Annotated in this window: 22 protein-coding genes; 9 read left to right on the top strand and 13 right to left on the bottom strand. The window is 51.8% G+C overall.

Annotation, left to right across the window (positions count from 1 at the left end; all coding sequences use genetic code 11):
- The first annotated feature begins 7 nt into the window (after positions 1 to 7).
- Both tdh and waaH read left to right on the top strand, forming a co-directional pair.
- Complete coding sequence (tdh, locus tag ACJHWK_RS13500) at positions 8 to 1033, top strand: L-threonine 3-dehydrogenase (protein WP_000646014.1); 1026 nt, start codon at positions 8 to 10, stop codon at positions 1031 to 1033.
- Positions 1034 to 1271: 238 nt separating this feature from the next.
- The gene (gene waaH, locus ACJHWK_RS13495; protein WP_170886448.1) at positions 1272 to 2306 is read left to right on the top strand and encodes a UDP-glucuronate:LPS(HepIII) glycosyltransferase; all 1035 of its coding nucleotides are present in this window, start codon (positions 1272 to 1274) and stop codon (positions 2304 to 2306) included.
- Here the strand turns inward: waaH and ACJHWK_RS13490 are convergent.
- Genes ACJHWK_RS13490 through gpmM form a run of 3 tightly spaced genes read right to left on the bottom strand, consistent with a single transcriptional unit; the run spans position 2293 to position 6093 of the window.
- Entirely contained in the window at positions 2293 to 3252 is a 960-nt protein-coding gene (locus ACJHWK_RS13490; protein ID WP_000483830.1) for a divergent polysaccharide deacetylase family protein, read from the bottom strand. The two genes, waaH and ACJHWK_RS13490, sit on opposite strands and share 14 nt — an antisense overlap.
- 3 nt (positions 3253 to 3255) lie before the next feature.
- On the bottom strand, positions 3256 to 4515 hold the full coding sequence (envC, locus tag ACJHWK_RS13485) for a murein hydrolase activator EnvC (protein ID WP_000196271.1): 1260 nt from the start codon (positions 4513 to 4515) through the stop codon (positions 3256 to 3258).
- Positions 4516 to 4548: 33 nt separating this feature from the next.
- Positions 4549 to 6093 (bottom strand): 2,3-bisphosphoglycerate-independent phosphoglycerate mutase, encoded by a 1545-nt coding sequence (gene gpmM, locus ACJHWK_RS13480; RefSeq protein WP_000116566.1) that lies wholly within the window; start codon positions 6091 to 6093, stop codon positions 4549 to 4551.
- Between the two features lie 244 nt (positions 6094 to 6337).
- On the opposite strand from gpmM, the gene ACJHWK_RS13475 reads away from it, so the two are divergent.
- The 5 genes from ACJHWK_RS13475 (at position 6338) to cysE (ending at position 9612) form a co-directional block, all read left to right on the top strand.
- Positions 6338 to 6769, top strand: coding sequence for a rhodanese-like domain-containing protein (locus ACJHWK_RS13475; protein WP_001156181.1), 432 nt, complete (start codon positions 6338 to 6340; stop codon positions 6767 to 6769).
- Between the two features lie 141 nt (positions 6770 to 6910).
- Complete coding sequence (grxC, locus tag ACJHWK_RS13470; protein WP_000024392.1) at positions 6911 to 7162, top strand: glutaredoxin 3; 252 nt, start codon at positions 6911 to 6913, stop codon at positions 7160 to 7162.
- A 62-nt stretch (positions 7163 to 7224) separates the two neighbouring features.
- Positions 7225 to 7692: a protein-export chaperone SecB gene (gene secB / locus ACJHWK_RS13465; protein ID WP_000003377.1), complete on the top strand. Its 468-nt coding sequence runs from the start codon at positions 7225 to 7227 to the stop codon at positions 7690 to 7692.
- Positions 7692 to 8711 (top strand): NAD(P)H-dependent glycerol-3-phosphate dehydrogenase, encoded by a 1020-nt coding sequence (gene gpsA, locus ACJHWK_RS13460; RefSeq protein WP_001076194.1) that lies wholly within the window; start codon positions 7692 to 7694, stop codon positions 8709 to 8711. The genes secB and gpsA overlap by 1 nt, the downstream gene beginning before the upstream one ends.
- A gap of 79 nt (positions 8712 to 8790) precedes the next feature.
- Positions 8791 to 9612, top strand: coding sequence for a serine O-acetyltransferase (gene cysE, locus ACJHWK_RS13455; RefSeq protein ID WP_001277561.1), 822 nt, complete (start codon positions 8791 to 8793; stop codon positions 9610 to 9612).
- Positions 9613 to 9664: 52 nt separating this feature from the next.
- Here the strand turns inward: cysE and trmL are convergent, their stop codons facing one another.
- From trmL to ACJHWK_RS13420, 7 genes are all read right to left on the bottom strand, one after another.
- Positions 9665 to 10138 carry a tRNA (uridine(34)/cytosine(34)/5-carboxymethylaminomethyluridine(34)-2'-O)-methyltransferase TrmL gene (gene trmL, locus ACJHWK_RS13450; protein ID WP_000932347.1) on the bottom strand — a complete coding sequence of 158 codons (474 nt, stop codon included), beginning with the start codon at positions 10136 to 10138 and terminating at the stop codon, positions 9665 to 9667.
- Positions 10139 to 10210: 72 nt separating this feature from the next.
- Positions 10211 to 11401, bottom strand: coding sequence for a quinone-dependent L-lactate dehydrogenase (lldD, locus tag ACJHWK_RS13445; RefSeq protein WP_001521602.1), 1191 nt, complete (start codon positions 11399 to 11401; stop codon positions 10211 to 10213).
- A complete protein-coding gene (gene lldR, locus ACJHWK_RS13440; protein ID WP_001304974.1) occupies positions 11398 to 12174 on the bottom strand; it encodes a transcriptional regulator LldR in 777 nt (258 codons plus the stop codon). The genes lldD and lldR overlap by 4 nt, the downstream gene beginning before the upstream one ends.
- The gene (lldP, locus tag ACJHWK_RS13435) at positions 12174 to 13829 is read right to left on the bottom strand and encodes an L-lactate permease (RefSeq protein ID WP_001306611.1); all 1656 of its coding nucleotides are present in this window, start codon (positions 13827 to 13829) and stop codon (positions 12174 to 12176) included. The genes lldR and lldP overlap by 1 nt, the downstream gene beginning before the upstream one ends.
- A gap of 297 nt (positions 13830 to 14126) precedes the next feature.
- Positions 14127 to 19382: a YadA-like family protein gene (locus tag ACJHWK_RS13430; protein ID WP_105375197.1), complete on the bottom strand. Its 5256-nt coding sequence runs from the start codon at positions 19380 to 19382 to the stop codon at positions 14127 to 14129.
- A 43-nt stretch (positions 19383 to 19425) separates the two neighbouring features.
- Complete coding sequence (locus ACJHWK_RS13425) at positions 19426 to 20109, bottom strand: DUF3251 domain-containing protein (protein ID WP_001521600.1); 684 nt, start codon at positions 20107 to 20109, stop codon at positions 19426 to 19428.
- 560 nt (positions 20110 to 20669) lie between these two features.
- On the bottom strand, positions 20670 to 21032 hold the full coding sequence (locus ACJHWK_RS13420; RefSeq protein ID WP_000665680.1) for a YibL family ribosome-associated protein: 363 nt from the start codon (positions 21030 to 21032) through the stop codon (positions 20670 to 20672).
- A gap of 283 nt (positions 21033 to 21315) precedes the next feature.
- On the opposite strand from ACJHWK_RS13420, the gene yibT reads away from it, so the two are divergent.
- Complete coding sequence (gene yibT / locus ACJHWK_RS13415; protein ID WP_000517100.1) at positions 21316 to 21525, top strand: protein YibT; 210 nt, start codon at positions 21316 to 21318, stop codon at positions 21523 to 21525.
- Between the two features lie 11 nt (positions 21526 to 21536).
- On the opposite strand, the gene mtlR is transcribed toward yibT, so the two are convergent.
- The 3 genes from mtlR to mtlA form a co-directional block, all read right to left on the bottom strand.
- The gene (gene mtlR, locus ACJHWK_RS13410) at positions 21537 to 22124 is read right to left on the bottom strand and encodes a mannitol operon repressor MtlR (RefSeq protein ID WP_000228269.1); all 588 of its coding nucleotides are present in this window, start codon (positions 22122 to 22124) and stop codon (positions 21537 to 21539) included.
- Positions 22124 to 23272 (bottom strand): mannitol-1-phosphate 5-dehydrogenase, encoded by a 1149-nt coding sequence (gene mtlD, locus ACJHWK_RS13405; protein ID WP_020233171.1) that lies wholly within the window; start codon positions 23270 to 23272, stop codon positions 22124 to 22126. The genes mtlR and mtlD overlap by 1 nt, the downstream gene beginning before the upstream one ends.
- A gap of 94 nt (positions 23273 to 23366) precedes the next feature.
- Positions 23367 to 25280, bottom strand: coding sequence for a PTS mannitol transporter subunit IICBA (gene mtlA / locus ACJHWK_RS13400; protein ID WP_000093252.1), 1914 nt, complete (start codon positions 25278 to 25280; stop codon positions 23367 to 23369).
- 536 nt (positions 25281 to 25816) lie between these two features.
- On the opposite strand from mtlA, the gene ACJHWK_RS13395 reads away from it, so the two are divergent.
- Positions 25817 to 26179 carry a DUF3302 domain-containing protein gene (locus tag ACJHWK_RS13395; protein ID WP_000479624.1) on the top strand — a complete coding sequence of 121 codons (363 nt, stop codon included), beginning with the start codon at positions 25817 to 25819 and terminating at the stop codon, positions 26177 to 26179.

The following is a 26179-nucleotide window of genomic DNA, read 5'->3' as shown; positions in this document are numbered from 1 at the left end:
ATGTGAGATGAAAGCGTTATCCAAACTGAAAGCGGAAGAGGGCATCTGGATGACCGACGTTCCTGTACCGGAACTCGGGCATAACGATCTGCTGATTAAAATCCGTAAAACAGCCATCTGCGGGACTGACGTTCACATCTATAACTGGGATGAGTGGTCGCAAAAAACTATCCCGGTGCCGATGGTCGTGGGCCATGAATATGTCGGTGAAGTGGTAGGTATTGGTCAGGAAGTGAAAGGCTTCAAGATTGGCGATCGCGTTTCTGGCGAAGGCCATATCACCTGCGGTCACTGTCGCAACTGTCGTGGCGGTCGTACCCATCTGTGCCGCAACACGATCGGCGTCGGTGTTAACCGTCCGGGCTGCTTCGCCGAGTATCTGGTGATTCCGGCGTTCAACGCCTTCAAAATCCCTGACAATATCTCCGATGATCTGGCTTCCATTTTTGATCCCTTCGGTAACGCCGTGCATACCGCGCTGTCGTTTGATCTGGTGGGCGAGGATGTGCTGGTCTCTGGTGCAGGCCCGATTGGTATTATGGCGGCGGCGGTGGCGAAACACGTTGGTGCACGTAACGTGGTGATTACTGATGTTAACGAATACCGCCTTGAGTTGGCGCGTAAAATGGGTATCACCCGTGCGGTTAACGTCGCTAAAGAGAACCTCAATGATGTGATGGCAGAACTGGGCATGACCGAAGGCTTTGATGTCGGTCTGGAAATGTCCGGTGCGCCGCCAGCGTTTCGTACCATGCTCGACACCATGAACCACGGCGGTCGTATTGCGATGCTGGGTATTCCACCGTCTGATATGTCTATCGACTGGACCAAAGTGATCTTTAAAGGATTGTTCATTAAAGGTATTTACGGTCGTGAGATGTTTGAAACCTGGTACAAGATGGCGGCGCTGATTCAGTCTGGCCTCGATCTTTCGCCGATCATTACCCATCGTTTCTCTATCGATGATTTCCAGAAGGGCTTTGACGCCATGCGTTCGGGCCAGTCCGGGAAAGTTATCCTGAGCTGGGATTAACACAAACAAGGGCTGGTATTCCAGCCCTTTTTCCTGAGGATAATCTGTTAAATATGTAAAATGCTGTCAGTAAAATAAAGAATGGGTAATTGCGCTGATCTCTTATATAGCTGTTCTCATTATCTCTCTACCCTGAAGTGACTCTCTCACCTGTAAAAATAATATCTCACAGGCTTAATAGTTTCTTAATACAAAGCCTGTAAAACGTCAGGATAACTTCAGAGGTCGTCGGTAATTTATGATGAACAGCACCAATAAACTTAGTGTTATTATTCCGTTATATAATGCAGGCGATGATTTCCGCACTTGTATGGAATCTTTAATTACGCAAACCTGGACTGCTCTGGAAATCATTATTATTAACGATGGTTCAACGGATAATTCTGTTGAAATAGCAAAGCATTACGCAGAAAACTATCCGCACGTTCGTTTGTTGCATCAGGCGAATGCTGGCGCATCGGTGGCGCGTAATCGTGGGATCGAGGTGGCGACGGGCAAATATGTCGCTTTTGTCGATGCTGACGATGAGGTGTATCCCACCATGTACGAAACGCTGATGACCATGGCGTTAGAGGACGACCTCGACGTGGCGCAGTGCAACGCTGACTGGTGTTTTCGTGAAACGGGAGAAACCTGGCAATCCATCCCCACCGATCGCCTTCGCTCAACCGGCGTATTAACCGGCCCGGATTGGTTGCGGATGGGGCTTTCTTCCCGCCGTTGGACTCACGTTGTCTGGATGGGGGTTTATCGCCGCGATGTTATTGTTAAAAATAACATTAAATTTATTGCCGGATTACATCATCAGGATATTGTCTGGACAACAGAATTTATGTTTAATGCGCTGCGTGCGCGATATACCGAGCAATCGTTATATAAATATTATCTGCATAATACGTCAGTGAGTCGGTTGAATAGACAAGGGAATAAAAACCTTAATTATCAACGTCACTATATTAAAATTACCCGCCTGCTAGAGAAATTAAATCGAAATTATGCCGACAAAATTACGATTTATCCGGAATTTCATCAGCAAATAACTTACGAAGCATTGCGTGTTTACCATGCGGTGCGCAAAGAGCCGGATATTATTACCCGCCAACGGATGATTGCCGAGATATTTACTTCTGGTATGTATAAGCGCCTGATTACCAATGTGCGCGGCGTGAAGGTGGGTTATCAGGCGTTACTGTGGTCTTTCCGCTTATGGCAATGGCGCGACAAAACGCGGTCGCACCATCGCATTACGCGTAGCGCCTTTAATTTACGCTAGCGTTAAGCTTCGCCGCTTCAGGCTGTTTGCCCCAGCCTTGCCACTGATGCTGGAAGTAAACGATCAGCGTGCTCTGGCTGATGCTTTCGCTTAATACTTCAAAGAAGCGATTAGCATAAACAGGTTCTATCGGTTTCTTCGGTTTGCACAGCTTCACGCCACGGAACGGATTACGCGGTGTGTCAGGCACAGTGTTTTTCGGCGGTGTAGACGTATCAACCTGCGGTTCATTCAGCAAGCTGCTGGCTTTCACCAGCGTAATGTCTGGCGGCAGGTTATAAACCATCTGTTGTAGCACGCGTACCGTTGAAGGGTGAGGATGCCCAATGGCAATGGTTGAACCGTTGCGACGCGCCAGATCAATTGCGCGATTGAACTGCACACGGATGTCCGCTTCATTTTGCGAATCGTCGAGGAACACTTTCCGTTTGATCACCTTCACGCCAGTGCCTTGCGCTGCGCGCATCGCCTGGGTATTACCGATGGTTACGCTGTCGAGGAAGTAAAGATTGTAACGCTCCAGCGCCTGCATCACTTTCTGCATACCAAACAGGTTAGAGGTCATCTTGCTGCCCATGTGGTTGTTGATCCCCACGGCATAGGGCACGTTATTGACCGCACTACGAATAATGCGCTCAATTTCGTCGCTGCTCATCTCCGGGCGTAGCGTATTTTTCTCCAGCGGCTGTTTACTCAGTGGTGCCATCGGTAGATGAATCAACACTTCGTGACCGCTGTTATGCGCTTTGGTCGCCATCTCTCTGGCGTGTGGTGAATCGGGTAATACAGCGACGGAGATAGCGGAAGGCATCGCCAGCACCTGGTTTTCGTTGTGCGGGCGATACCCAAAATCATCAATGACGATGGCAAGTTTGCCAGCAATTACGGGGGAGGAGAGCGCCAACAGAGCGGCAAATGCAAGAACGTTACGACGAAATGGAAACAAAACTTATCTTCCCAACCACGGCTGTGGATTGACCGCCTGACCCTGGCGGCGAATTTCGAAATAGAGTGAAGGCCGACCCTGACCGCCACTGCTGCCCACCAGCGCAATCGGCTGGCCCGCGCGAACCTGCGAACCAACGCTCACCAGTGCGCTCTGATTATAGCCGTAAAGACTCATGTCGCCTTTACCATGCTCAACCACCACCACCAGACCGTAGCCTTGCAGCCAGTCAGCCAGAATCACCCGACCGTCGGCAATTGCTTTAACTTCAGTACCTTCAGAGGCACCGATAACCATTCCTTTCCAGCGTAATTCGCCCTGTAGCTGCTCGCCATAGCGATGCAGCGTCGGCCCGCGAACTGGCCAGAATGCCTGACCACGCGGCGCACCCAGGCCACCAGTTCGGGACATCAGCGATTTTTCGCTTTCGGTCGGTTTGTAGGTGGTGCCTTTGCGCGTCGCTTCTTTCTGGCGGTCGCGAACCGCCTGGGCCTCACGCGCTTCTCGTTCAGCACGCGCTTTCGCCGCGGCTTCCGCACGGGCAATGCTGTTACGCAGACGGGATTCGTTGGCGCGCAGCTCGCTCAACTGTTGCTGACCTTGCTGGATGGAAGACTCCAGCCCTGCCAGCGTCTTTTTACGTTCGTTCAGCGCCTGGGTCAGCTTCGCCTGTTGGGCGCGCTGCTCATACAACAGCGTTTGTTGCTCGCTCTGTTTCTCTTCCAGCTCGGCGCGTTGCATAGCGACTTCTTCACGCGTTTGTTTCAACTGAGCAATGGTTTCTTGTCGCGCCTGGTTGAGATAGCCGAAATAAGCCTGTAAACGCTGTCCACGCTGGCTTTCTTCACCGCTGAGAATCAGCTGAATACCGGTATGCTCGCCCTGACGGAATGCGGCATCCAGTTGTGCGGCGAGGCTGCGCTCCTGGGCGGCTTTTTGCTGCTCCAGTTTGGCAATCGACGCGTTCATCTCATCAATCTGTTTATTCAGTTGATTGAGCGTGTTTTGCGTTTCGCGCAGCTTACGGGTGGCTTCCGAGATCGCTTCTTCCTGCTTTTTCAACTGAGCAAGCAGGCTGGAGCGTTGTTGTTGCTTTTGGCGTACCGCGCGCTCTTTCGCGGCGATATCTGCCTGAATAGATTTGAGTTGGTCACGCTCATCCGCGTGGGCGGAAAAGGCGCACAACAATACGCCAGCGCTAAGAACGCTGGCGTAGATGATGGGCCTGATTGCAAACCTGCGCGGTTTCACGGCCCGTGTCATGGTATTAATCGCCTTTCCCCTCATGGGGAGGGATTATTCCACGATGAACAGCGGCTTACCAGTCATCTCTTGCGGGATTTCCATACCCATCAGCGACAACATGGTCGGCGCGATGTCAGAAAGTTTGCCGCCTTCAACCGCTTTCACGTTCTTATCACCAACGTAAATCAGCGGAACTGGCAGGTTGGTGTGTGCCGTGTGTGCCTGACCCGTTGCCGGATCGCGCATCTGTTCAGCGTTACCGTGGTCAGCGGTGATCAGCAGTTGTCCACCCACGGACTCAACCGCTTTCGCGACTTCTTCCACGCAGTGATCCAGCGCTTCAACCGCTTTAACCGCCGCTTCCATCACCCCGGTGTGACCTACCATGTCGCCGTTCGGATAGTTACAGATAATGGTGTCGTATTTGCCACTCTTGATTGCCGCAACCAGTTTTTCGGTCAGCTCTGCGGAGCTCATTTCCGGTTGCAGATCGTAGGTAGCCACTTTCGGTGAGTTGATCAGAATGCGATCTTCGCCTTTGAACGACTCTTCTACGCCACCGTTGAAGAAGAAAGTAACGTGGGCATATTTTTCGGTTTCGGAAATACGCAACTGAGTTTTGTCGTTTTTCGCCATCCACTCGCCGAAGGTGTTAACCAGGGAAGCTGGTGGGTAAGCAACCGCAGTTTTGATGTCAGCGGCGTATTCGGTCAGCATCACGAAATCGACGTTAACCACTTTCTTACGCGCGAAGCCATCGAAATCAGCGTTCACGAATGCACGAGTGATTTCACGTGCGCGGTCAGCACGGAAGTTCATGAAAATCAGCGCATCGCCGTCTTCCATTGCCGCGTCTGGCTGACCTTCTGCACGGATAACGGTCGCTTTCACGAATTCGTCGTTTTCGTCGCGAGCATAAGCAGCCTGCAAACCAGCAACGGCGGTATCGGCCTGGAACTCACCTTGCGCCAGAGTCAGCAGGTCATAAGCTTTTTCAACGCGATCCCAACGGTTATCGCGGTCCATGGCGTAGTAACGACCAATGATGGACGCTACGCGGCCTTTACCCAGCGCGGCAAATTTCTCTTCGAATTTTTTCAGCGAGGATTCAGCACTGCGCGGCGGAGTGTCGCGACCGTCAAGGAATGCGTGCAGGTAGATTTTTTCTGCGCCGCGTTCAGCTGCCAGTTCTACCATCGCCATGATGTGATCTTCGTGGCTGTGTACGCCGCCTGCGGACAGCAGACCCATAATGTGAACTGCTTTGCCTGCGTTTTTCGCTTTATCTACCGCGCCAGTCAGTACCGGGTTAGCGAAGAAAGCGCGATCTTTGATTTCAACGTCCAGACGAGTCAGGTCCTGATACACGATGCGGCCGGCACCCAGGTTAACGTGACCTACTTCGGAGTTACCCATCTGACGGTCAGGCAGACCGACTTCCAGACCGGAAGCGTCGATCAGGGTATGCGGACGATTGGCCCACAGTGCATCCATTACCGGGGTTTTAGCACTAAAAATGGCGTTATCCTGCTGTTCTTCACGATAGCCATAGCCATCCAGAATCACCAGTACCATAGGTTTTTTAGAAACCGACATTGCGACAACCTCATACTCAAGAGTCAAAATTTGCGTAATTTTACTACAGCTGAATCGATAAAATAGCCTCTGAAGATCAAAATATACGACCGCTCGCAGCAAGCCGATGCCAGATTTGCGCTTTTTTTTCGTCGCGCCCCGCAAAATTGCATTCCAGTTAACGCGCTGGCTGTATTTGCCGCACCGCGCAGGTATACTCCTTTCCTGGTTTTTTTAATCACTACGTCGGGAGTTGTTACCCCCCATGCAAGAAATTATGCAATTTGTTGGCCGTCATCCCATACTGAGTATCGCCTGGATCGCGTTACTGGTGGCGGTTCTTGTGACTACGTTTAAGAGCCTGACCTCGAAAGTGAAGGTGATTACTCGTGGTGAAGCTACGCGTCTGATCAACAAAGAAGATGCTGTGGTTGTGGATTTACGTCAGCGTGATGACTTCCGTAAAGGCCATATCGCAGGTTCTATCAACCTGTTGCCAAGCGAAATCAAAGCCAACAATGTTGGTGAGCTTGAGAAGCACAAAGACAAACCGGTTATCGTGGTAGACGGTTCTGGCATGCAGTGCCAGGAGCCTGCAAACGCGCTGACGAAAGCTGGTTTTGCGCAAGTATTCGTGCTGAAAGAGGGCGTTGCTGGCTGGGCTGGCGAAAACTTACCTCTGGTGCGCGGCAAATAATTTACCTGTCGTCTTTCATGATGCAGGCCGTTAGCTGCAATTAGGCCCCCAGCGACTTATTGTTATAAGCTTCTGGGGACACTCCATTTTGCAGCCGCCCTGCAACAAGAAATTTCAGGGTAAAAAAACAGGAGCTAAGTTATGGCCAATGTTGAAATCTATACCAAAGAAACCTGCCCGTATTGCCATCGTGCGAAAGCACTGCTGAGCAGCAAGGGCGTGAGTTTTCAGGAGTTGCCGATCGATGGCAACGCCGCTAAGCGTGAAGAGATGATCAAACGCAGCGGTCGCACCACGGTTCCCCAGATTTTTATTGACGCACAGCACATTGGCGGCTGTGATGACTTGTATGCATTGGATGCACGTGGTGGACTGGATCCCCTGCTGAAATAACGTGTGAACGTTGGCATTACATTGCGCAGTATTTAAGGACAACACTTAAGGGTTTTCTACACATGTCAGAACAAAACAACACCGAAATGACTTTCCAGATCCAACGTATTTATACCAAGGATATTTCTTTCGAAGCGCCGAACGCGCCGCACGTTTTCCAGAAAGATTGGCAGCCAGAAGTTAAACTTGATCTGGATACGGCATCTTCTCAACTGGCAGATGACGTTTACGAAGTGGTACTGCGTGTTACCGTAACGGCCTCCCTGGGCGAAGAAACCGCGTTCCTGTGTGAAGTTCAGCAGGGCGGTATTTTCTCCATCGCGGGTATCGAAGGCACCCAGATGGCACATTGCCTGGGTGCATACTGCCCGAACATTCTGTTCCCGTATGCTCGTGAGTGCATCACCAGCATGGTATCCCGCGGTACATTCCCGCAACTGAACCTTGCGCCGGTTAACTTCGATGCGCTGTTCATGAACTATTTGCAGCAGCAGGCTGGCGAAGGTACTGAAGAACATCAGGATGCCTGATGAACCAACGTAATGCTTCAATGACTGTGATCGGTGCCGGCTCGTACGGCACCGCTCTTGCCATCACCCTGGCAAGAAATGGCCACGAGGTTGTCCTCTGGGGCCATGACCCTGAACATATCGCAACGCTTGAACGCGACCGCTGTAACGCCGCGTTTCTCCCCGATGTGCCTTTTCCCGATACGCTCCATCTTGAAAGCGATCTCGCCACTGCGCTGGCAGCCAGCCGTAATATTCTCGTCGTCGTACCCAGCCATGTCTTTGGTGAAGTGCTGCGTCAGATTAAACCGCTGATGCGTCCTGATGCGCGGCTGGTGTGGGCGACCAAAGGTCTGGAAGCGGAAACCGGGCGTCTGTTACAGGACGTGGCGCGTGAAGCGTTAGGCGATCAAATTCCGCTGGCGGTTATCTCTGGCCCAACGTTTGCGAAAGAACTGGCAGCAGGTTTACCGACGGCTATTTCGCTGGCCTCTACCGACCAGACCTTTGCCGATGATCTCCAGCAATTGTTGCACTGTGGCAAAAGTTTCCGCGTTTACAGCAACCCGGATTTCATCGGTGTGCAGCTTGGCGGCGCGGTGAAAAACGTCATTGCCATTGGCGCGGGGATGTCCGACGGTATCGGTTTTGGTGCGAATGCGCGTACGGCACTGATCACCCGTGGGCTGGCTGAGATGTCGCGTCTTGGCGCGGCGCTGGGGGCCGATCCTGCCACCTTTATGGGCATGGCGGGGCTGGGCGATCTGGTGCTTACCTGTACCGACAACCAGTCGCGTAACCGCCGTTTTGGCATGATGCTCGGTCAGGGCATGGATGTACAAAGCGCGCAGGAGAAGATTGGTCAGGTGGTGGAAGGCTACCGCAATACGAAAGAAGTCCGCGAACTGGCGCATCGCTTCGGCGTTGAAATGCCAATAACCGAGGAAATTTATCAAGTATTATATTGCGGAAAAAACGCGCGCGAGGCAGCATTGACGTTATTAGGTCGTGCACGCAAGGACGAGCGCAGCAGCCACTAAACCCAGGAAACCTTTGTTACCGCTATGACCCGGCCCGCGCAGAACGGGCCGGTCATTATCTCATCGTGTGGAGTAAGCAATGTCGTGTGAAGAACTGGAAATTGTCTGGAACAATATTAAAGCCGAAGCCAGAACGCTGGCGGATTGTGAGCCAATGCTGGCCAGTTTTTACCACGCGACGCTACTCAAGCACGAAAACCTGGGCAGTGCACTGAGCTACATGCTGGCGAACAAGCTGTCATCGCCAATTATGCCTGCCATTGCTATCCGCGAAGTGGTGGAAGAGGCCTACGCCGCCGACCCGGAAATGATCGCTTCTGCGGCCTGTGATATTCAGGCAGTGCGTACCCGCGACCCGGCGGTGGATAAATACTCGACTCCATTGTTATATCTGAAAGGTTTTCATGCCTTGCAGGCCTATCGTATCGGTCACTGGCTGTGGAATCAGGGCCGCCGCGCACTGGCAATCTTTCTGCAAAACCAGGTTTCTGTAACGTTCCAGGTTGATATTCACCCGGCAGCAAAAATTGGCCGCGGTATCATGCTTGACCACGCCACGGGCATCGTTGTGGGTGAAACGGCGGTGATTGAAAACGACGTATCGATTCTGCAATCTGTGACGCTTGGCGGTACGGGTAAATCTGGTGGCGACCGTCATCCGAAAATTCGTGAAGGTGTGATGATTGGCGCGGGCGCGAAAATTCTCGGCAATATTGAAGTTGGGCGCGGCGCGAAGATTGGCGCAGGTTCCGTGGTGCTGCAACCGGTGCCGCCGCATACCACCGCCGCTGGCGTTCCGGCACGCATTGTCGGTAAACCAGACAGCGATAAACCGTCAATGGATATGGATCAGCATTTCAACGGTATTAACCATACGTTTGAATATGGGGATGGGATCTGACGTCCTGTGATTGTGCCGGATGCGATGTAATCATCTATCCGGCATACAGTAACTAATCTCTCAACACCGCTCCCGGATATCCCAGCTGCCGCCAGGCTTCATACACCACGACCGACACCGCATTGGACAGGTTCATGCTGCGGCTGTCCGGCACCATTGGAATGCGAATTTTTTGTTCAGCGGGCAGGGCATCAAGAATGCTTGCTGGCAGGCCGCGTGTTTCCGGGCCGAACATCAGATAATCGCCATCCTGATAGCTTACGGCGCTGTGAGCAGGCGTACCTTTCGTGGTGAGGGCAAACAGGCGCTGGGGATTTTCTGCTTCGAGGAACGCGCGATAGTCATGATGACGCGTAACGGCGGTAAACTCGTGATAGTCCAGCCCCGCGCGGCGCAGGCGCTTATCGTCCCAGGCAAATCCCATCGGTTCGATGATATGCAGACGAAAGCCGGTATTAGCGCAAAGACGGATGATGTTGCCAGTATTTGGCGGAATTTCTGGTTCGTAAAGTACGATGTTTAGCATACTGCCCCCTTAGTGCGGGGGCAGGATAGCAGAAAATTGGTGATTGGTACGGCCTTTTCCCCTCACCCCCAACTATGCCGCATTCCCTTTCGCCATCGGAGCTAGTGCCGCAGGCAATTCTCTACCCAGCCCTTGCACCAGCGAATCTTGCGTAATTTCGCTAATCGATTTCGCGCCAGTCAGCGTCATTGCCACTTTCATCTCTTTCTCGATCAGGTTCAGTAGATTGGCCACGCCCGCCTGGCCCGCTGTTGCCAGCGCATACAGGAAAGCACGACCCAGCAGTACGGTGTCGGCACCGAGCGCAATCATACGCACGACATCAAGCCCGTTACGAATCCCGCTATCTGCCAGAATGGCAATATCACCTTTCACCGCATCCGCAATAGCGGGCAATGCACGAGCGGAAGAGAGTACACCGTCCAGCTGGCGGCCACCGTGGTTAGAAACCACAATCCCATCAGCACCAAAACGTACTGCATCGCGCGCATCTTCCGGATCGAGGATCCCTTTGATCACCATCGGACCATCCCAGAAATCGCGGATCCACTCAAGGTCTTTCCATGAGATGGATGGATCGAAGTTATTCCCCAGCCAGCCGATGTAATCTTCCAGTCCGGTCGGTTTGCCGAGGTAAGCCGAGATATTACCTAAATCATGTGGACGACCGTTCAGGCCCACATCCCACGCCCATTGCGGATGCGTCACCGCCTGCAAGTAACGGCGCATTGCCGCATTTGGGCCGCTCATACCCGAGTGTGCATCACGGTAACGCGCGCCCGGTGTCGGCATATCCACGGTGAAAACCAGCGTCGAACAACCCGCTGCTTTTGCTCGCTCCAGCGCGTTACGCATAAAGCCGCGATCGCGCAGCACATAAAGCTGGAACCACATCGGACGTTTAATGGCTGGAGCGACTTCTTCAATCGGGCAAACGGAAACCGTCGAGAGAGTAAACGGAATACCATGCGCATCCGCCGCTTTGGCAGCCTGAACTTCGCCACGACGCGCATACATGCCACACAAACCCACCGGAGCCAGCGCCACCGGCATCGACAATTTCTCATTAAACAGCGTCGTTTCCAGGCTTAAGCCAGACATGTTTTTCAGAATACGCTGGCGCAGCGCCACTTCTGACAAATCTTCCACGTTGCGGCGCAGCGTGTATTCAGAATATGCACCCCCATCCATATAGTGGAACAGGAACGGCGGCAGAATGCGTTGTGCTGCGGCGCGATAATCGCTGGCTGCGGAAATAATCATGCGTTTTTCTCCCTCGAATGCTCATTATGGTCACCAGGCAGGCGGGTAATGCGTGCATGGCGAGCTTGATCTTCATCGAATCGTTTCATGGTGGTGTGAACAAAGCTAAGGTGCGCCATCATTGCTTTACGCGCCCCGTCAGCATCACCGGCAAAAATGGCGTCAATGACTGCCTGATGTTGTTCGGTCAGCTGTGAAAAAACCGGGGGTACCAGATACATCCGCTGGCGGCTATGCTTCACAGAGGATTGCAGGACATCGAAGAAACCGCGCATGGTTTGCAGCAGCACGATGTTATGTGAGGCTTCGGCAATCGCCAGATGAAAACGAACGTCCGCTTGTGAGGCGAGATCCGGGTCTTCACTTAGCGTTGCTTCAAAGCAAAGCTGAATTTTCTCTTTTTCGCCTGGTGTGGCGCGCATTGCTGCATGCCATGCGGTGCTGGCTTCAATGGCGTAGCGGGCTTCCAGAATATCGAAACTGTAATCCGGATCATCGGCCATCAGCGTTTTCAGCGGCTGGACGATGTTTTGCTCCGACCATGTGTCATGACGCCAGCGAATAAACGTCCCGCCGCCGCGTCGACTAAGCAGCACGCCTTCGCTCACCAGTTTTGCCAGCGCCTCGCGCAGTGAATTACGCGATACGCCGAGTTGCATCGCCAGTTGACGTTCAGCGGGCAACTTCATGCCCGCCTCCAGGTTTTTTTCATCAATCAGCGCCCGCACACGATCGGCAACCTCGTCTGACAGGCGTCTGGGTAAAACAATCATTAAGGAATCATCCACGTTAAGACATAAGCCTGAAGCGTGGTGATCACGCCCACCATACAGGTGAAGATCAGGCTGTGTTTGACAGTAAAGCGGAACAGATCTGACTCTTTGCCTACCAGGCCTACCGCCGCACAGGCGATAGCGATAGATTGCGGAGAGATCATCTTACCGGTGACACCACCGGTGGTGTTGGCGGCAACCAACAACAGGTCAGAAACGCCAATTTGTTGTGCTGCAGTGGCTTGCAGCGCGGCGAACAGGGCGTTAGATGAGGTATCCGATCCGGTCAGGAAGACACCAAGCCAGCCGAGGAACGGCGAGAAGAAGGTGAATGCATGGCCGGTGTGCGCCAGTGCCAGCGCCAGCGTTGATGATAGTCCGGAATAGTTCGAGATAAAGGCGAACGCCAGCACCATACCGATGGAGTAGATAGGCAGAGCCAGTTCTTTCAGCGTGCTGCCGAAGGTGCTGATAGCGTCAGATGGTTTCATCTTCAGCCAGACAATCGAGAGCAGGGCAGCAAAAAGAATGGCGGTACCGGTGGCAGAGAACCAGTCGAACTTAAACACGGCGGCATACGCTGTCGCTTCGCTGACCACTGGCGGCATACGGGCAACCAGTTTATCGAGGTACGGCACCGGAATATTGATCACCCATTCATACAGCGCACCACCCGAAGCGAACAGGGCTTTAAACGGTGGAATACTCCACAGCGTTACGGTGGCGGTCAGGAACAGGAACGGTGTCCAGGCGCGAAGCACCTGACCTGCGGTGTAACCGGTGTGAGCCAGCGTCATATCAACCTGTGACGCCCCCAAGTCACCGAAGCGGAATACGCGCACTGGTTGCCAGCGTTTGAGGAACAGCGTCAGGCAGAGCAGTGATACCAGCGAAGAGATAATGTCTGGCAGTTCCGGCCCAATGAAGTTAGAGCTGAGGTATTGAGCAATGGCAAACGAACCACCTGCAACCACGACCGCAGGCCACGTCTCTTTGATACCGCGCCAACCGTCCATAATCGCCATGATCCAGAACAGCACGATAATGGTCATAAACGGCAGCTGACGCCCCACCATCTGACCAATCTCAAAGCTGTCGATGCCTGTTACCTGCCCGGCGACCAGAATCGGAATACCCATCGCGCCAAATGCCACTGGCGCGGTGTTAACAATCAGGCACAGTCCGGCGGCGTACAGTGGTTTAAAGCCCAGACCGACCAGTAATGCGGCGGTAATTGCTACCGGAGCGCCAAAGCCTGCGGCTCCCTCAAGGAAAGCGCCGAAACAGAAACCGACGATCAGCATTTGCAGGCGCTGGTCAGGGGTTATCGAAAGAATAGACGAGCGGATGATGTCAAACTGCCCGGTTTTCACCGAGATCTTATAGACGAACACTGCCGCAATAATGATCCACGCGATGGGCCACAAACCGTAGAAGAAGCCATAAATCACCGAGGCCAGCGCGTTAGCGACCGGCATTTTATAGAACAGCAAAGCCACGGCAAGGGCGATTGCCACCGTCCATGAGGCGGCGACATAACCTTTGAGTTTGAGCTTAATCAGCGCAAAGAAGAAAAACAGGATGGGAAGCGATGCTATCAGGCTGGAAAGCCAGATATTCCCGGCGGGATCGTAGTTTTGTTGCCAGAGATTCATTGCAGGTCTCCTGGAGTCCACGCACATCGTGTAATGAGTCTGATGCTCATCTCCTTGTCACACGTTGTGTAAAAGTGGCACTGCCAATTGTGTTGTGTAGGGATAATGACAATGAATGGTTAACTAAATGTTATGCATTGGCAACATTGATGTGAGTTTTAATTGGGGAATTGTGAACCAGAGGTCAGATAAGCGAAGAATTGGTAGGGCCAATTCTTGGTGGAGGGAGATGTCTGGTAAAGAAAAGGGCAATCCTCATCAGAGAATTGCCCTTAGTCACACTAAGTTAATGGATCATTACCACTGAATACCGGCACCGAGTGCGGCGGAGTATTCACCCTGGCTATTGGTACTACCTTGTAATTTGTAGACCCAACGACCATTGGCGCTCACCATCGACACACCTAAAGCAACAGCCGATTCACCGTTGTAAGTACCGCCACCAATAGAGGCCATACTGGCACCTGGAGTGTAAGCCTGCGGCAGACCGGTCATTGCCATTGCAGAAGCGATACCACCGCTCAACTTGCTTTCGGTTTTGGACAGTTTGTTATCCATCTCAACCATCCGCTGATCGGTATATTGCTTCGTTTCCTGCACGCTTTGCTTCAGCTGCGCATAGTTCACTGCGTCGTTGTTGTTCACGCCAGCGGAGACGTTGCTGATGCGAGTCGTACCGCCATTACCACCACCGAGAGTGATGTTGCTGTAGTCTATAGAACCATCAGCTTTGGTGTCGTAACGAACGCCGCCTGCCTCAGAAGACTTCAGCTGCGAAACGTTAACCGCATCGGTGGCATTAACACCTGCAGCAACGTTGGTGATACGACGCTGGTTGGTAGAAGAACCCACAGAGATGGTGTTTTCTTCGTTGGCCACGGAACCGGTACCCAGCGCGACGCTGTTGTCAGCGGCAGCAATGGAACCAGAACCAATTGCAACACTGTCTTTACCCTGCGCGTTGGCATCTACGCCATCGGTGTTGGTCTTGAAGTATTTGGTGCTACCGGTGGTTACGATATCGCCAATGCCGTTTTCGATATTGGTAACGCGAGTATCCAGATTCGTCACCTGATTGTTCAGGTTAGTAATGCTCTGGGTATTCTGGGAAACCTGCGCGTCCGTTACTTTCAACTGACCCACGTTAACCGCATCGGTATCAGCCGAACCAGCCGCGACGTTGGTGATCTGACGTTGACCGTCTTCACTGCCGACAGAGAACTCACCCACAGAGTTCTGCGGTGCGTCCATGTTGTAGGCGGCGTAGCCAGTTTGAGCACCACGAGTCGTCTGTGAGCCATTACCCATAGCAATGCTGTTTGCATGGTTTGCACGCGCGTTGCTACCGATAGCAATGCCATTAAGTGCATTCGCGTCCACGTAGGCACCATAACCGATACCAATACCCGCATTACCATTAACGATAGTTTTCGCGCCCATTGCTAGCGAGTCTTCACCTACTGCCAGTGAATCTTCTTCCGTTGAGTTGGCGTGGAAGTATTTGGTCGGCGTGGTAGCGACTGCACCAATGGCATTTTGCAACTGGCGAACCGTAACGGCGTCATGGGCTTCGGAACCATCGGCTACGTTGATGATTTGACGATATTTACCGTCATCACCAATAGACAACGCACCAAGTAGTTCGCCATCCGTGGTGTCATAACCAATCACAACACCTTCTTCCGACACGCTGGTGTCACGAGAACCTTTAACTATTACACGGCTGGAAACGGAACTGCTACCCAGGGCAATACCGGTATCAACGGTGCTGCTGCTACCTTGACCAATGGCTACGCTGCTTTCGCCTGAGGCGACAGCGTTATAACCCACAGCCGTAGCGCCAATACCTGAAGCGCTGGCATCGTTGAACGCTAAGCCGTTGTCGTTGGTACGTACATAGTTAATGCCCGCACCGTTATCTTCGATGTAGGTTTCGCTGGTGTTACCGGCAAGCTGATTGATGATTTCGCTGTTCTGCTGGATCAGCATATTGGTGTTAAACAGCTGAGAACCGTTGATGGCGTCAGTGCTGCCTTCGCCAATGTTACCATCAGCAACGTTTGTGATGATGCTGGCCTTGCCATCATGGCTGGCGTTGTAGGCACCTGCGCCGTCATTGGCCGTTGCATCCCACAGCAGAGCGTTATCGTCGAGCGCATCCAGGGCGTCACCGACGTTGTTGTACTCGGCATTTGCAATGGTGTAACTCGGCGCAGTAATAGAACCATCAGCGTTGACTTCTGCGTCACCACCCAGCGCATCAGCGATGTACTTGTTGGTGGTATACAGTTGTGAGCCGTTAATAGCATCGCTGCTGGTGGAGGAAATTGCACCGTCTGCGACGTTAGTAATGACGCTGGCCGTTTTATCTACTCCGCGACCGGCGCTAAATGCACCATTACCATCATTGGCTGTGGCATCCCACAGCAGGGCGTCATCCAGCGTGGTATCGATCGCTTCCAGCGCGTCACCGACGTTGCTGTAACTGCCACCAGCGATGGCATAAGTCGGTGCGGTGATTGTGCCGTCAGCATTGACTTCTGCGTTACCACCCAGAGTATCGGCAATGTACTTGCTGGTGTCATAGAGCTGTGAGCCGTTAATAGCGTCGCTGCTGGTAGAGGAAATTGCACCGTCTGCAACATTAGTAATGATGCTGGCCGTGTTATCTGTCCCGCGACCGGCGCTAAACGCACCGTCACCGCCCTTGGCGGTCGCATCCCAGAGTAGGGCATCACCCAGTGATGTGCTAAATGACGTGTTAATGGCAGCCAGAGCATCACCGACGTTATTGTAGTCAGTACCACCAATAGTGTAGGTTGGCCCGGTTAATACACCCGCATCGCTGATATCAGCACCACCGCCAAGGTATGACGTAAATGAATCAGCTAAGCCATAAAGTTGTGAGCCATTAATGGCGTCAGTGCTGTCAGAGGATACAGTGCCTGCCAGTAAGTTGGTGATTTTGCTGGTGGCTTCGGTACCGTGCGCGGCGCTGAATGCACCCGCCGTAGCGTTCCACAGCAGAGAGTCATCACCGAGACTGTCAACAGCGTCAGTCAGGTTGGTGATGTTGGTGGTATTCGTGGCGATATTGGTGGTGTTGGCTGCCACGGCATCGTTAGTGGTTTTCAGCTGAGAGCCGTTTACCGCGTCAGTGCTGCCAGCCGTCAGGTCACCGTCTTTGACGTTGGTGATTTTGCTGGTGGCTTCGGTACCGTGCGCGGCGCTGAATGCACCCGCCGTAGCGTTCCACAGCAGAGAGTCATCACCGAGACTGTCAACAGCGTCAGTCAGGTTGGTGATGTTGGTGGTATTCGTGGCGATATTGGTGGTGTTGGCTGCCACGGCATCGTTAGTGGTTTTGAGCTGAGAGCCGTTAACCGCGTCGGTGCTGCCAGCCGTCAGGTCGCCAGCGGTGACGTTGGTGATTTTGCTGGTGGCATCAGTACCGTGTGCGGCGCTGAATGCCCCCGCTGTAGCGTTCCACAGCAGGGAATCGTCACCGAGGCTGTCAACAGCGTCAGTCAGGTTGGTGATGTTAGTGGTGTTCGTGGCGATATTGGTGGTGTTGGCTGCCACGGCATCGTTAGTGGTTTTGAGCTGAGAGCCGTTAACCGCGTCAGTGCTGCCAGCCGTCAGGTCACCGTCTTTGACGTTAGTGATTTTGCTGGTGGCATCAGTACCGTGTGCGGCGCTGAATGCCCCCGCTGTAGCGTTCCACAGCAGGGAATCGTCACCGAGGCTGTCAACTGCGTCAGTCAGGTTGGTGATGTTGGTGGTATTCGTGGCGATATTGGTGGTGTTGGCTGCCACGGCATCGTTAGTGGTTTTCAGCTGAGAGCCGTTAACCGCGTCGGTGCTGCCAGCCGTCAGGTCACCGTCTTTGACGTTGGTGATTTTGCTGGTGGCATCGGTGCCGTGCGCGGCGCTGAACGCGGTGCCATTCCACAGCAGGGCATCGTCTTTAAGGTCGCCAACGGAATCCGTCAGGGTATTGATACTGTTAGTGTTGGTGGTGATATTGGCAGTATTGGTCGCTACGTTATCGTTGGTGGTTTTCAGCTGAGAACCGTTAACCGCATCCTTACTGGTATCAGAAATAGCGCCGTCTTTAACGTTGGTGATGGTACTGGTAGTATCTGTACCATGTGCCGCACTATATGCCTTTTTAAGGGAGTCCCATTGTAACGTATTATTGTCCAGGCCCGTTAAGGCGTCGCCAACAGTGCCGAAAATACCACTTTTCAGCCTGTAATTTGGGGAAGTAACGACGCCTTGCGCATTGACGGTAGCCCCCCCACCAAGATTGTCCGCTACTGACTTACTGATAGCATAAAGCTGTGATCCATTGATGGCATCAGTACTGGTAGTGCTGATATCACCTGCTGCCATATTGACAATTTGTCGCTGAGCTGTTGTGTTACCCACAGAAACAGTATCCGCGTCAGTCGCTACAGAACCAGCACCCAGAGCAACTGAATTTTTCCCCTGAGCACTGGCTTGAGCACCAATTGCAGTGCCATTTTCTAAACCGGCATAACTGCCTTGTCCAAGAGCAATAGCATTTACACCACCTGTAATACTACCATTACCCAGCGCGATAGCATTTGCGCCGTCAGCTTTATTCCCTTGACCGATGGCAATTGCGCCAGCCGCTACTGCCTGACTTTGATTGCCCAGAGCAATCGTGTTGTCGACATCTGCAATACTGCCGGAGCCCAACGCGATACTATTAAGTCCATTTGCCTCCGCGTTAGTACCAACTGCCGTCGCATTTTCAGCAGCTTTGCTCTCTGCACCCATAGCAATCGCGTTTGCGGCGTTGGCGGCGGATTGTCTGCCGAATGCGAGGCTGTCTACGCCAGCTGCAGCACTGTTGCGGCCTACTGCAATCGCGTTAGCTGCAGATGCGGCGCTACTTGCACCCAGCGCCATTGCATATTCTTTCGACGCATTAGCCGTGGCTCCGAGGGCGATACTCATAATTCCTAAGGCCTTGCTTTCACGTCCAAATGCGATGGCGTCATCAGCACCAGTCTCTGCGTAATCCCCTTGTGCAATAGAAAATTCACCTGTTGAGTTTGCATAACGACCAAGTGCGATTGAAAATCCACCCGTTGACGTTGCCGATGCACCTATAGCGAGGCTTCGCTCACCTGCTGAGGTAGTGTTAATCCCTAACGCCACTGATGCTTCGCCAAGCGAATGGGTCTTAGCGCCGAGGGCTGTTGACCACCTTCCGTCAGCAGTTGCGTGATAACCTACTGCGGTGCTGGAGCCACCCCCGGTGTCTGTAAAACTATTTGCTTTTGCATCTTCACCGATAGCAACCCAGCCTGTTCCTGTTCCCTGGCCATAATTGACGCCCTGACCGTTGTCCCTTCCTGCCTGAGCCTGTACCCCAAACGACGACAACATTCCCCCAGCAACCAGAGCAGAAATTAACAGCTTACTGCGCCCGGATTTCTTGCCACGGCTCTTCGCCGTTTCGCTGGCAACGGTGTAACTGCCCGTCGCCGGATTCCAGATAACTTTAAATATTTTGTTCATTATTGATGCTCTCTATTCCTTGATATAAGCGCAGAAGCTGCATTTATTTTTTGTTTTTTCGCTGCCGAGTTTCAGCAGGTTGAACAGTGTCGAACTGGAGATTGTCCATATTGATGGACAACTTCAGATACTTCAGGTTATTAGGCGAAACGCCTTTTAATGTCAGATTAATGTCTTGCCATTGACCAGGCATTAATTGCAGGGTGGAATTCATGGTGGTGTTGAAAAGTAATTGTTGCCACTTTGCCAGAGCTTTGGCATCGGTGGGTCTTTCATTGCCCCATGTCGCATGAAAGCCAATATTTGATACGGGAACGCTTAAAAGGTTAACCAGCGAAATACGAATAACACTGCCATTTTCAACCGCATCAATAGCCAGCACCCGGCCTGCCAAACCGACCGATCCGTTATTTAAAATGAAATATTGTGTTTGTGCTGGGTTAAATTCTGTAAAGACAAATTCGTCCTGCTTGTCTTTAACCGCTTGCACCACGCCAGCGAGCGTCTTGGTACTATTTATGATAGTAGTTTGTTGTTTTTCAAAATGTTCTATCTTTCGCTTATCGAGTTCCTGTTGTTTCTCAAGCGCCTCAATTTTGCTTTTTTGCAACTCTTGCTGTGTAACGAGGTCGTCGACCTTACTCGCTTTTTCAATATAGTCACACCCTGCCAATAAGCAGAGAGGCACTATTATTAACGCGCTTAACAGTGTTTTCTTTAGGTTCATAGGATGAATTCCTTTTCATAATCCCGATACGTTGATAATTACAGTACAATCATTTTTTTTATGAATGATTAGAGTGGGGCATATCCGCCAAATAAATTTGTTAGAGAATTTTTGTATTAATGGGTTGTGCGAATATGTTTTTAAGTGTCAAACAATTTTAGTTTGTAGCCAATAAATAAATTTATCGCGCGGATTTTAATGATCGGTGTCAATCAATGTCAAATGTTTCACCGGATAAAGGCCCGGGGCAGGGAAAGATAAATATTCAGTTGAGTGATGTTTTATTGCGAATTTTGCGATGCTGATAGAAAAATTTAAATAATTAATTATGTTTCAAGCATTGATATGCGGCAATTCATTGTTAATATTGATACATCATTCTTTAATTTGTACCTGATTTTCAGAATTTAGCCTGCTCCGGGCGCTCAGAAGTGTAGGTGGAGTTAAATATATAATGTTAAGAACGTTATAAATATTCGATCTCTACAACAGGCTCCTGCATGTGCCAGCAGGAGCGAGTAAATCGTGAGTGGCTGTAATTACAGCGACGAGAAAGGAACTTAAAACGCAGTCTTAGAGAACCCTGTCATCTCTTGTAGGCCCATTTCGCGGCCCAGCGCGGTCATTGGGTGCACAACGACCAGTCCGCGAACGCTCTTCTTCAGTTTGCCCATATCAGCTTGCTCTTTTTTAGTAATCGCGCGCTGGAACGGCATCTTCATCAGCTTCTGTGCTTCCTTACTGAGTTTCTGGCTGTGAACTTCGCGCAGGCGAGCAATTTCTGCTTCCAGAGTGGCTTTCTCTTTTTCCAGTTCGGCATATTTGTCTGCGGCTTCAACCAGCGACAGATCGGCCTGCTGGTGACGGATGGCGTCCAGACGATCGCTGAGACGTTTGATTTCGTTTTTTTCGACTTCTTTCATGTGATGACTTCTGATAGAGATAAATTTATAGCCTCTAGTATGCGCGACCAGGTGCTTTGTTCACAACTGATGGCATTGTAATAGTTCCAGATTGTAACTATTAATGCGTTTAAAATTCACCCAATCCATTGATTAGTTAAGAAATTTAAAGAAAAAAGATAGTTAACAGAAGCGGATGATTATTGAGGATTGAGCACGTTTTCCTTAATGTCATTTATACCGGGATCTAAACTAAAATTGGCGGCCGCGCATTCCCGGCGCGGGGTAATACGGAGATATCATCATGGGCAAATTAGGTGAAAACGTTCCGCTTCTTATCGATAAAGCCGTAGATTTCATGGCATCGAGCCAGGCGTTCCGGGAGTATCTGAAAAAACTACCTCCCCGTAACGCGATTCCGTCCGGAATACCTGATGAAAGCGTGCCGTTATATCTACAACGTCTGGAGTATTATCGTCGGCTTTATCGGCCGAAGCAGGTAGAGGGGCAGTAAGCAGACGTTGCTTACTTTTGGAAGGCTTTTTTTAAGCTGATTTTGGAAATCAGCTCTGTAAGTGAAAGGACCATTGTTGATCGCACAGCCTGTTGGTAACGCTGAATTTGCATTGCATACAAACTGGAGTCTGCAGGTTCAAACTGTGGCGGCGGTGGTAACGCCGCCACGCAATGCAGTTCACCAAAGGGTCCAAGGATTTCGTCGTCGGTAAACGCGTACTCGTTGCCGTCGTGATTTAGCTCTTCACGCAATGCCATCAGCAGTTCCGCATCTTCGTATTCCTGGCGGTTAATGACGCCCAACCCGTAAATGAGTTTTAAACGCACAGAAAGATCGCCCAGCGGACCGTCGCCGTCGAGTAACGGTTCTACAGCATACTTCACCGCGTAATCGTCTTTGCGGAATACCTGAAGCACCAGAAGATTTACCGCCTCGGTCAAAAGCTCGACGGCGGTGATCAGAAAGCTTCGCACGGTTTTGCCAGCATTCAGACGCTCAAGCACACGGTTTTCAAAGGCCTGGGTTTGTTCCATTGTTGCCTGCATATCTGACAATCTGTTATTCGGGCGCAGGGTATCCTGCGCCTGGTCCACCATTATTGCATTGCTTTATAAGCGGTTACCGCCTCGGATACAACCTCGCTGTTGGCATCAAGACCGGAAATCTGTGCCAGCGCCGCCAGCGGACCTTTGTCAGCGATCAGTGCTGCCAGTTCCTGAGCCTGCGGATCATCTTCACTGCGGAAGTGCATTGCAGCGGCAATACCTTCAATCAGGTTTTTATGTGGCAGACCATATTCCAGCGTTCCGAGCAGTGGCTTGATCAGACGGTCGCCAGCACTCAGTTTACGCAGCGGCTGACGGCCTACGCGCTCTACATCATCTTTCAGGTACGGGTTCTCGAAACGACCGAGGATTTTCCGGATGTACGCCGCATGTTTGTCTGCGTCAAAGCCGTAGCGCTTGATCAATACTGCACCACTTTCTTCCATCGCACCTTTTACCACCGCGCGGATTTTCTCGTCGAGAATCGCATCACGAATGGTCTGATGACCCGCCAGTTTTCCGAGGTACGCGGTTATAGCATGACCCGTATTCAGGGTGAAGAGTTTACGTTCGACAAATGCCATCAGGTTGTCGGTTAACTCCATGCCTGGGATGTTCGGCAGCGCGCCTTTGAACTGGGTTTTATCAACAATCCATTCGCTGAATGTTTCTACCGTCACTTCCAGCGGATCGTTGGTTGCAGAAGCCGAAGGCGGCACGATGCGGTCAACGGCGGAATCAACAAAGCCAACGTGTTCTTCTACCCACGCTTTGGCATCTTCCGGCAGGGCGCTCATCACATGGCCTTTCAGCTGTGTGGTGCCGCGGACCATGTTTTCACAAGCGATGATGTTCAGCGGGGATTCATTACCTTGTTCTTTACGTTTCACCAGCCCTTTGGCGATTGCCGGGGCAATACGTTCCAGCACAACCGGACCAACGGCGGTAGTGACTAAATCGACCTGAGCAATCAGATCAACGACATCATCACCAATGCTGCTGACGGCATCGACACCAGAAACGGTATCTACCTGCTCGGTTTCACCGACCACATGAACCTGATAGCTATGACGGGCATTCAGGGCATCAAGTACCACCTGATTGACATCAGCAAACGTCAGTTGGATACCCGCGTCTGCCAGCAGTTTACCGATAAAGCCACGACCGATATTACCTGCGCCAAAATGTAATGCTTTCATAGTATTAACCTTCATCAATGTTTTTACCCGAGAGGGCTGGGGTGAGGCTTTTCCCTCACCCAAACCCTCTCCGTGAGGAGAGGGTAGGATTGGATTACTTACGACCTGCCAGCAGTTCCAGCACTTCATCCACGCTGGTGGTGTGTGCCAGACGCTCGATGACGGATTCATCATCCAGTGCATTGGTCAGGCTGGTGATAACCTGAATGTGCTCGTTGTTACGGGCAGCAATACCAATCACCAGACGGGCAATGTCATCTTCTTCTTCACCGAAGCGCACGCCTTCCGGGTACTGGCAGAACACCACGCCCGTTTTCAGTACGCGATCTTTTGCTTCAACCGTACCGTGTGGCACCGCGATAGACTCACCCAGATAAGTCGGGGTCAGTTTTTCACGATCCAGCATCGCCTGAACGTATTCCGGCTCAACGTAACCGCCTTTCACCAGCTGCTCGCCAGCAAAACGAATCGCTTCTTCTTTGGTTGCCGCTTTGCGACCGAGGAAGATGTTCTCCGCGCCCAGTTTGAACAGGTTAGCACTGGAATCGTCAAAGCTGTCTTTCAGACTGTCTTTCACTTTCACTTCGTTTTCAGTATGGCGCTGGGCAGCAACCAGACGTTCGGTCAGGCTGGTGTACAGGCCGCTGTCGAGGAAGTTGGTCAGCGAAATATGCTGTGCCTGCGGAACCTGGCGCATAGCGCGTTCGGTCAGGTCACGGTGAGTGATGACCAGGTCCACATCTGGCGGCAGGTTGTTGATCGCGCTGTTAGTGACCGAAATCTGCGACAGACCTGCATCCTGAATTTTCTTACGCAGCACACCTGCGCCCATCGCACTGGAACCCATACCGGCATCACAGGCAACGATGATTTTACGTACGTGGCTCAGGTCGTTAGTCACATCGCCCGCAGACAGCGGAGACGCGCCTTTAGACTCAGCTTTCATGTCCTGCATACGACGAGTTGCTGCTTCAATATCATCTTCTTCTTTCACTTTGCTGGTTTTCAGCAGAATGGCAGAGACAACGAAGGAGACAGCCATCGCCGCACACACACCCGCGATGTTAGCGAAGTATGCACCTTTTGGTGTCATCGCCAGTACAGCAAGGATAGAACCCGGAGATGCCGGAGAAACCAGACCACCGCCCAGGATAGTCAGCGTGAACACGCCAGTCATACCACCGAGGATAACGGCCAGAATCAGACGCGGATTCATCAGCACATACGGGAAGTAGATTTCGTGGATACCGCCCAGGAAGTGGATGATTGCCGCACCGCCCGCAGACTGTTTAGCGCTACCACGACCAAAGAACATGTACGCCAGCAGCACGCCCATACCCGGACCTGGGTTAGCTTCAATCAGGAAGAAGATGGATTTACCCAGTTCATGGGACTGCTGAATGCCCAGCGGCGAGAAGATACCGTGGTTAATGGCGTTGTTGAGGAACAGGATTTTCGCCGGTTCAACAAAGATAGACGCCAGCGGCAGCATGTCATGGACAACCATGAAGTTAACGCCCGCAGCCAGCATTTTGGACAGGGCTTCAACAATCGGGCCAATGCCGAGGAATGCCAGAATAGCGAGGATCATCCCGATGATGCCTGCGGAGAAGTTATTCACCAGCATCTCAAAACCGGATTTGATCTTACCGTCTACCCAGCGGTCGAAGTGCTTAATGCACCAGCCGCCCAGCGGACCTGCAATCATAGAGCCGAGGAACATCGGCATGTCTGCGCCGACGATAACGCCCATGGTGGTAATGGCACCGACTACGCCGCCACGTTCGCCGCCTACCAGCTTACCACCGGTATAACCGATCAGCAGCGGCAGGAGATAAGTGATCATCGGCCCGACCAGCTTCGCCAGCGTTTCGTTCGGTAACCACCCTGTTGGAATAAATAACGCGGTGATGATACCCCACGCGATAAACGCGCCGATATTTGGCATCACCATGTTGCTGAGGAAACGACCAAAGCTTTGCACTTTGATCTTAATATCGGATGACATAAAAACACCCCTTCTTATGTTTGCTGTCGCGCAGGCTGGAAGCCCGAGGTTTTTTGTTAATGTGGCGGCAGAGGTAGCCGGACCTTGTAGATACTGCGAAATCTGGCACTGAATCGGTTAACTGTCCAGTCGACGGCCTTTTGTGTGATATCGGTCACATAAATATAGGGGGTAGAGAGGTAATTGACGTGATGCTCATCACAAAACTCTTGTGTAAAAAAGCAACAAGGCGGCGATTTTCGCTAAAAATGGCATTTAAATGTGAGTAATGTCACATTTTTGTTTTGTTGGTTTGTTGAATCTTTGTGATCTGAATCACAAGATATTTTCTTACGGCGTTCACCTGATGTGATCTACAGCATGTTATGCCCTCGTCATAAAATCGTTATGTAACTAAGCAACTCATCACCTCTAAAAATTATTCTTTGGTGTTATGGCGAGAATCGCGAACCCGAATTATTGTCAAAATATCAGCCTGACTCCCTTCTGGCTGCCAGCCAAAAAACAACACTGATAAACGTGAATCCGAGGCAGATATGTTTCTAAACTATTTCGCGTTGGGAGTGCTGATCTTCGTCTTTCTGGTGATTTTTTATGGAATCATCGCGATACATGACATCCCTTATCTGATTGCCAAAAAGCGCAACCACCCCCATGCCGACGCTATTCATACAGCGGGCTGGGTGAGCCTGTTTACTCTGCATGTTATCTGGCCGTTTCTGTGGATCTGGGCGACGCTCTATCAACCGGAGCGCGGCTGGGGCATGCAGTCACATGTTGCGTCGCAAGAGAAAGCGACTGACCCGGAAATCGCCGCACTTTCTGACCGAATTTCCCGGCTGGAGCACCAACTCGCCGCCGAGAAAAAGACTGACTATTCCACGTTCCCGGAGATCTAA

The sequence above is a fragment of the Escherichia sp. WS547 genome, from assembly GCF_046486065.1.
Lineage (GTDB): Bacteria > Pseudomonadota > Gammaproteobacteria > Enterobacterales > Enterobacteriaceae > Escherichia > Escherichia coli.
Note: the sequence above shows the minus strand (reverse complement) of the source record. Positions and strands in the feature narration are given on the sequence as shown.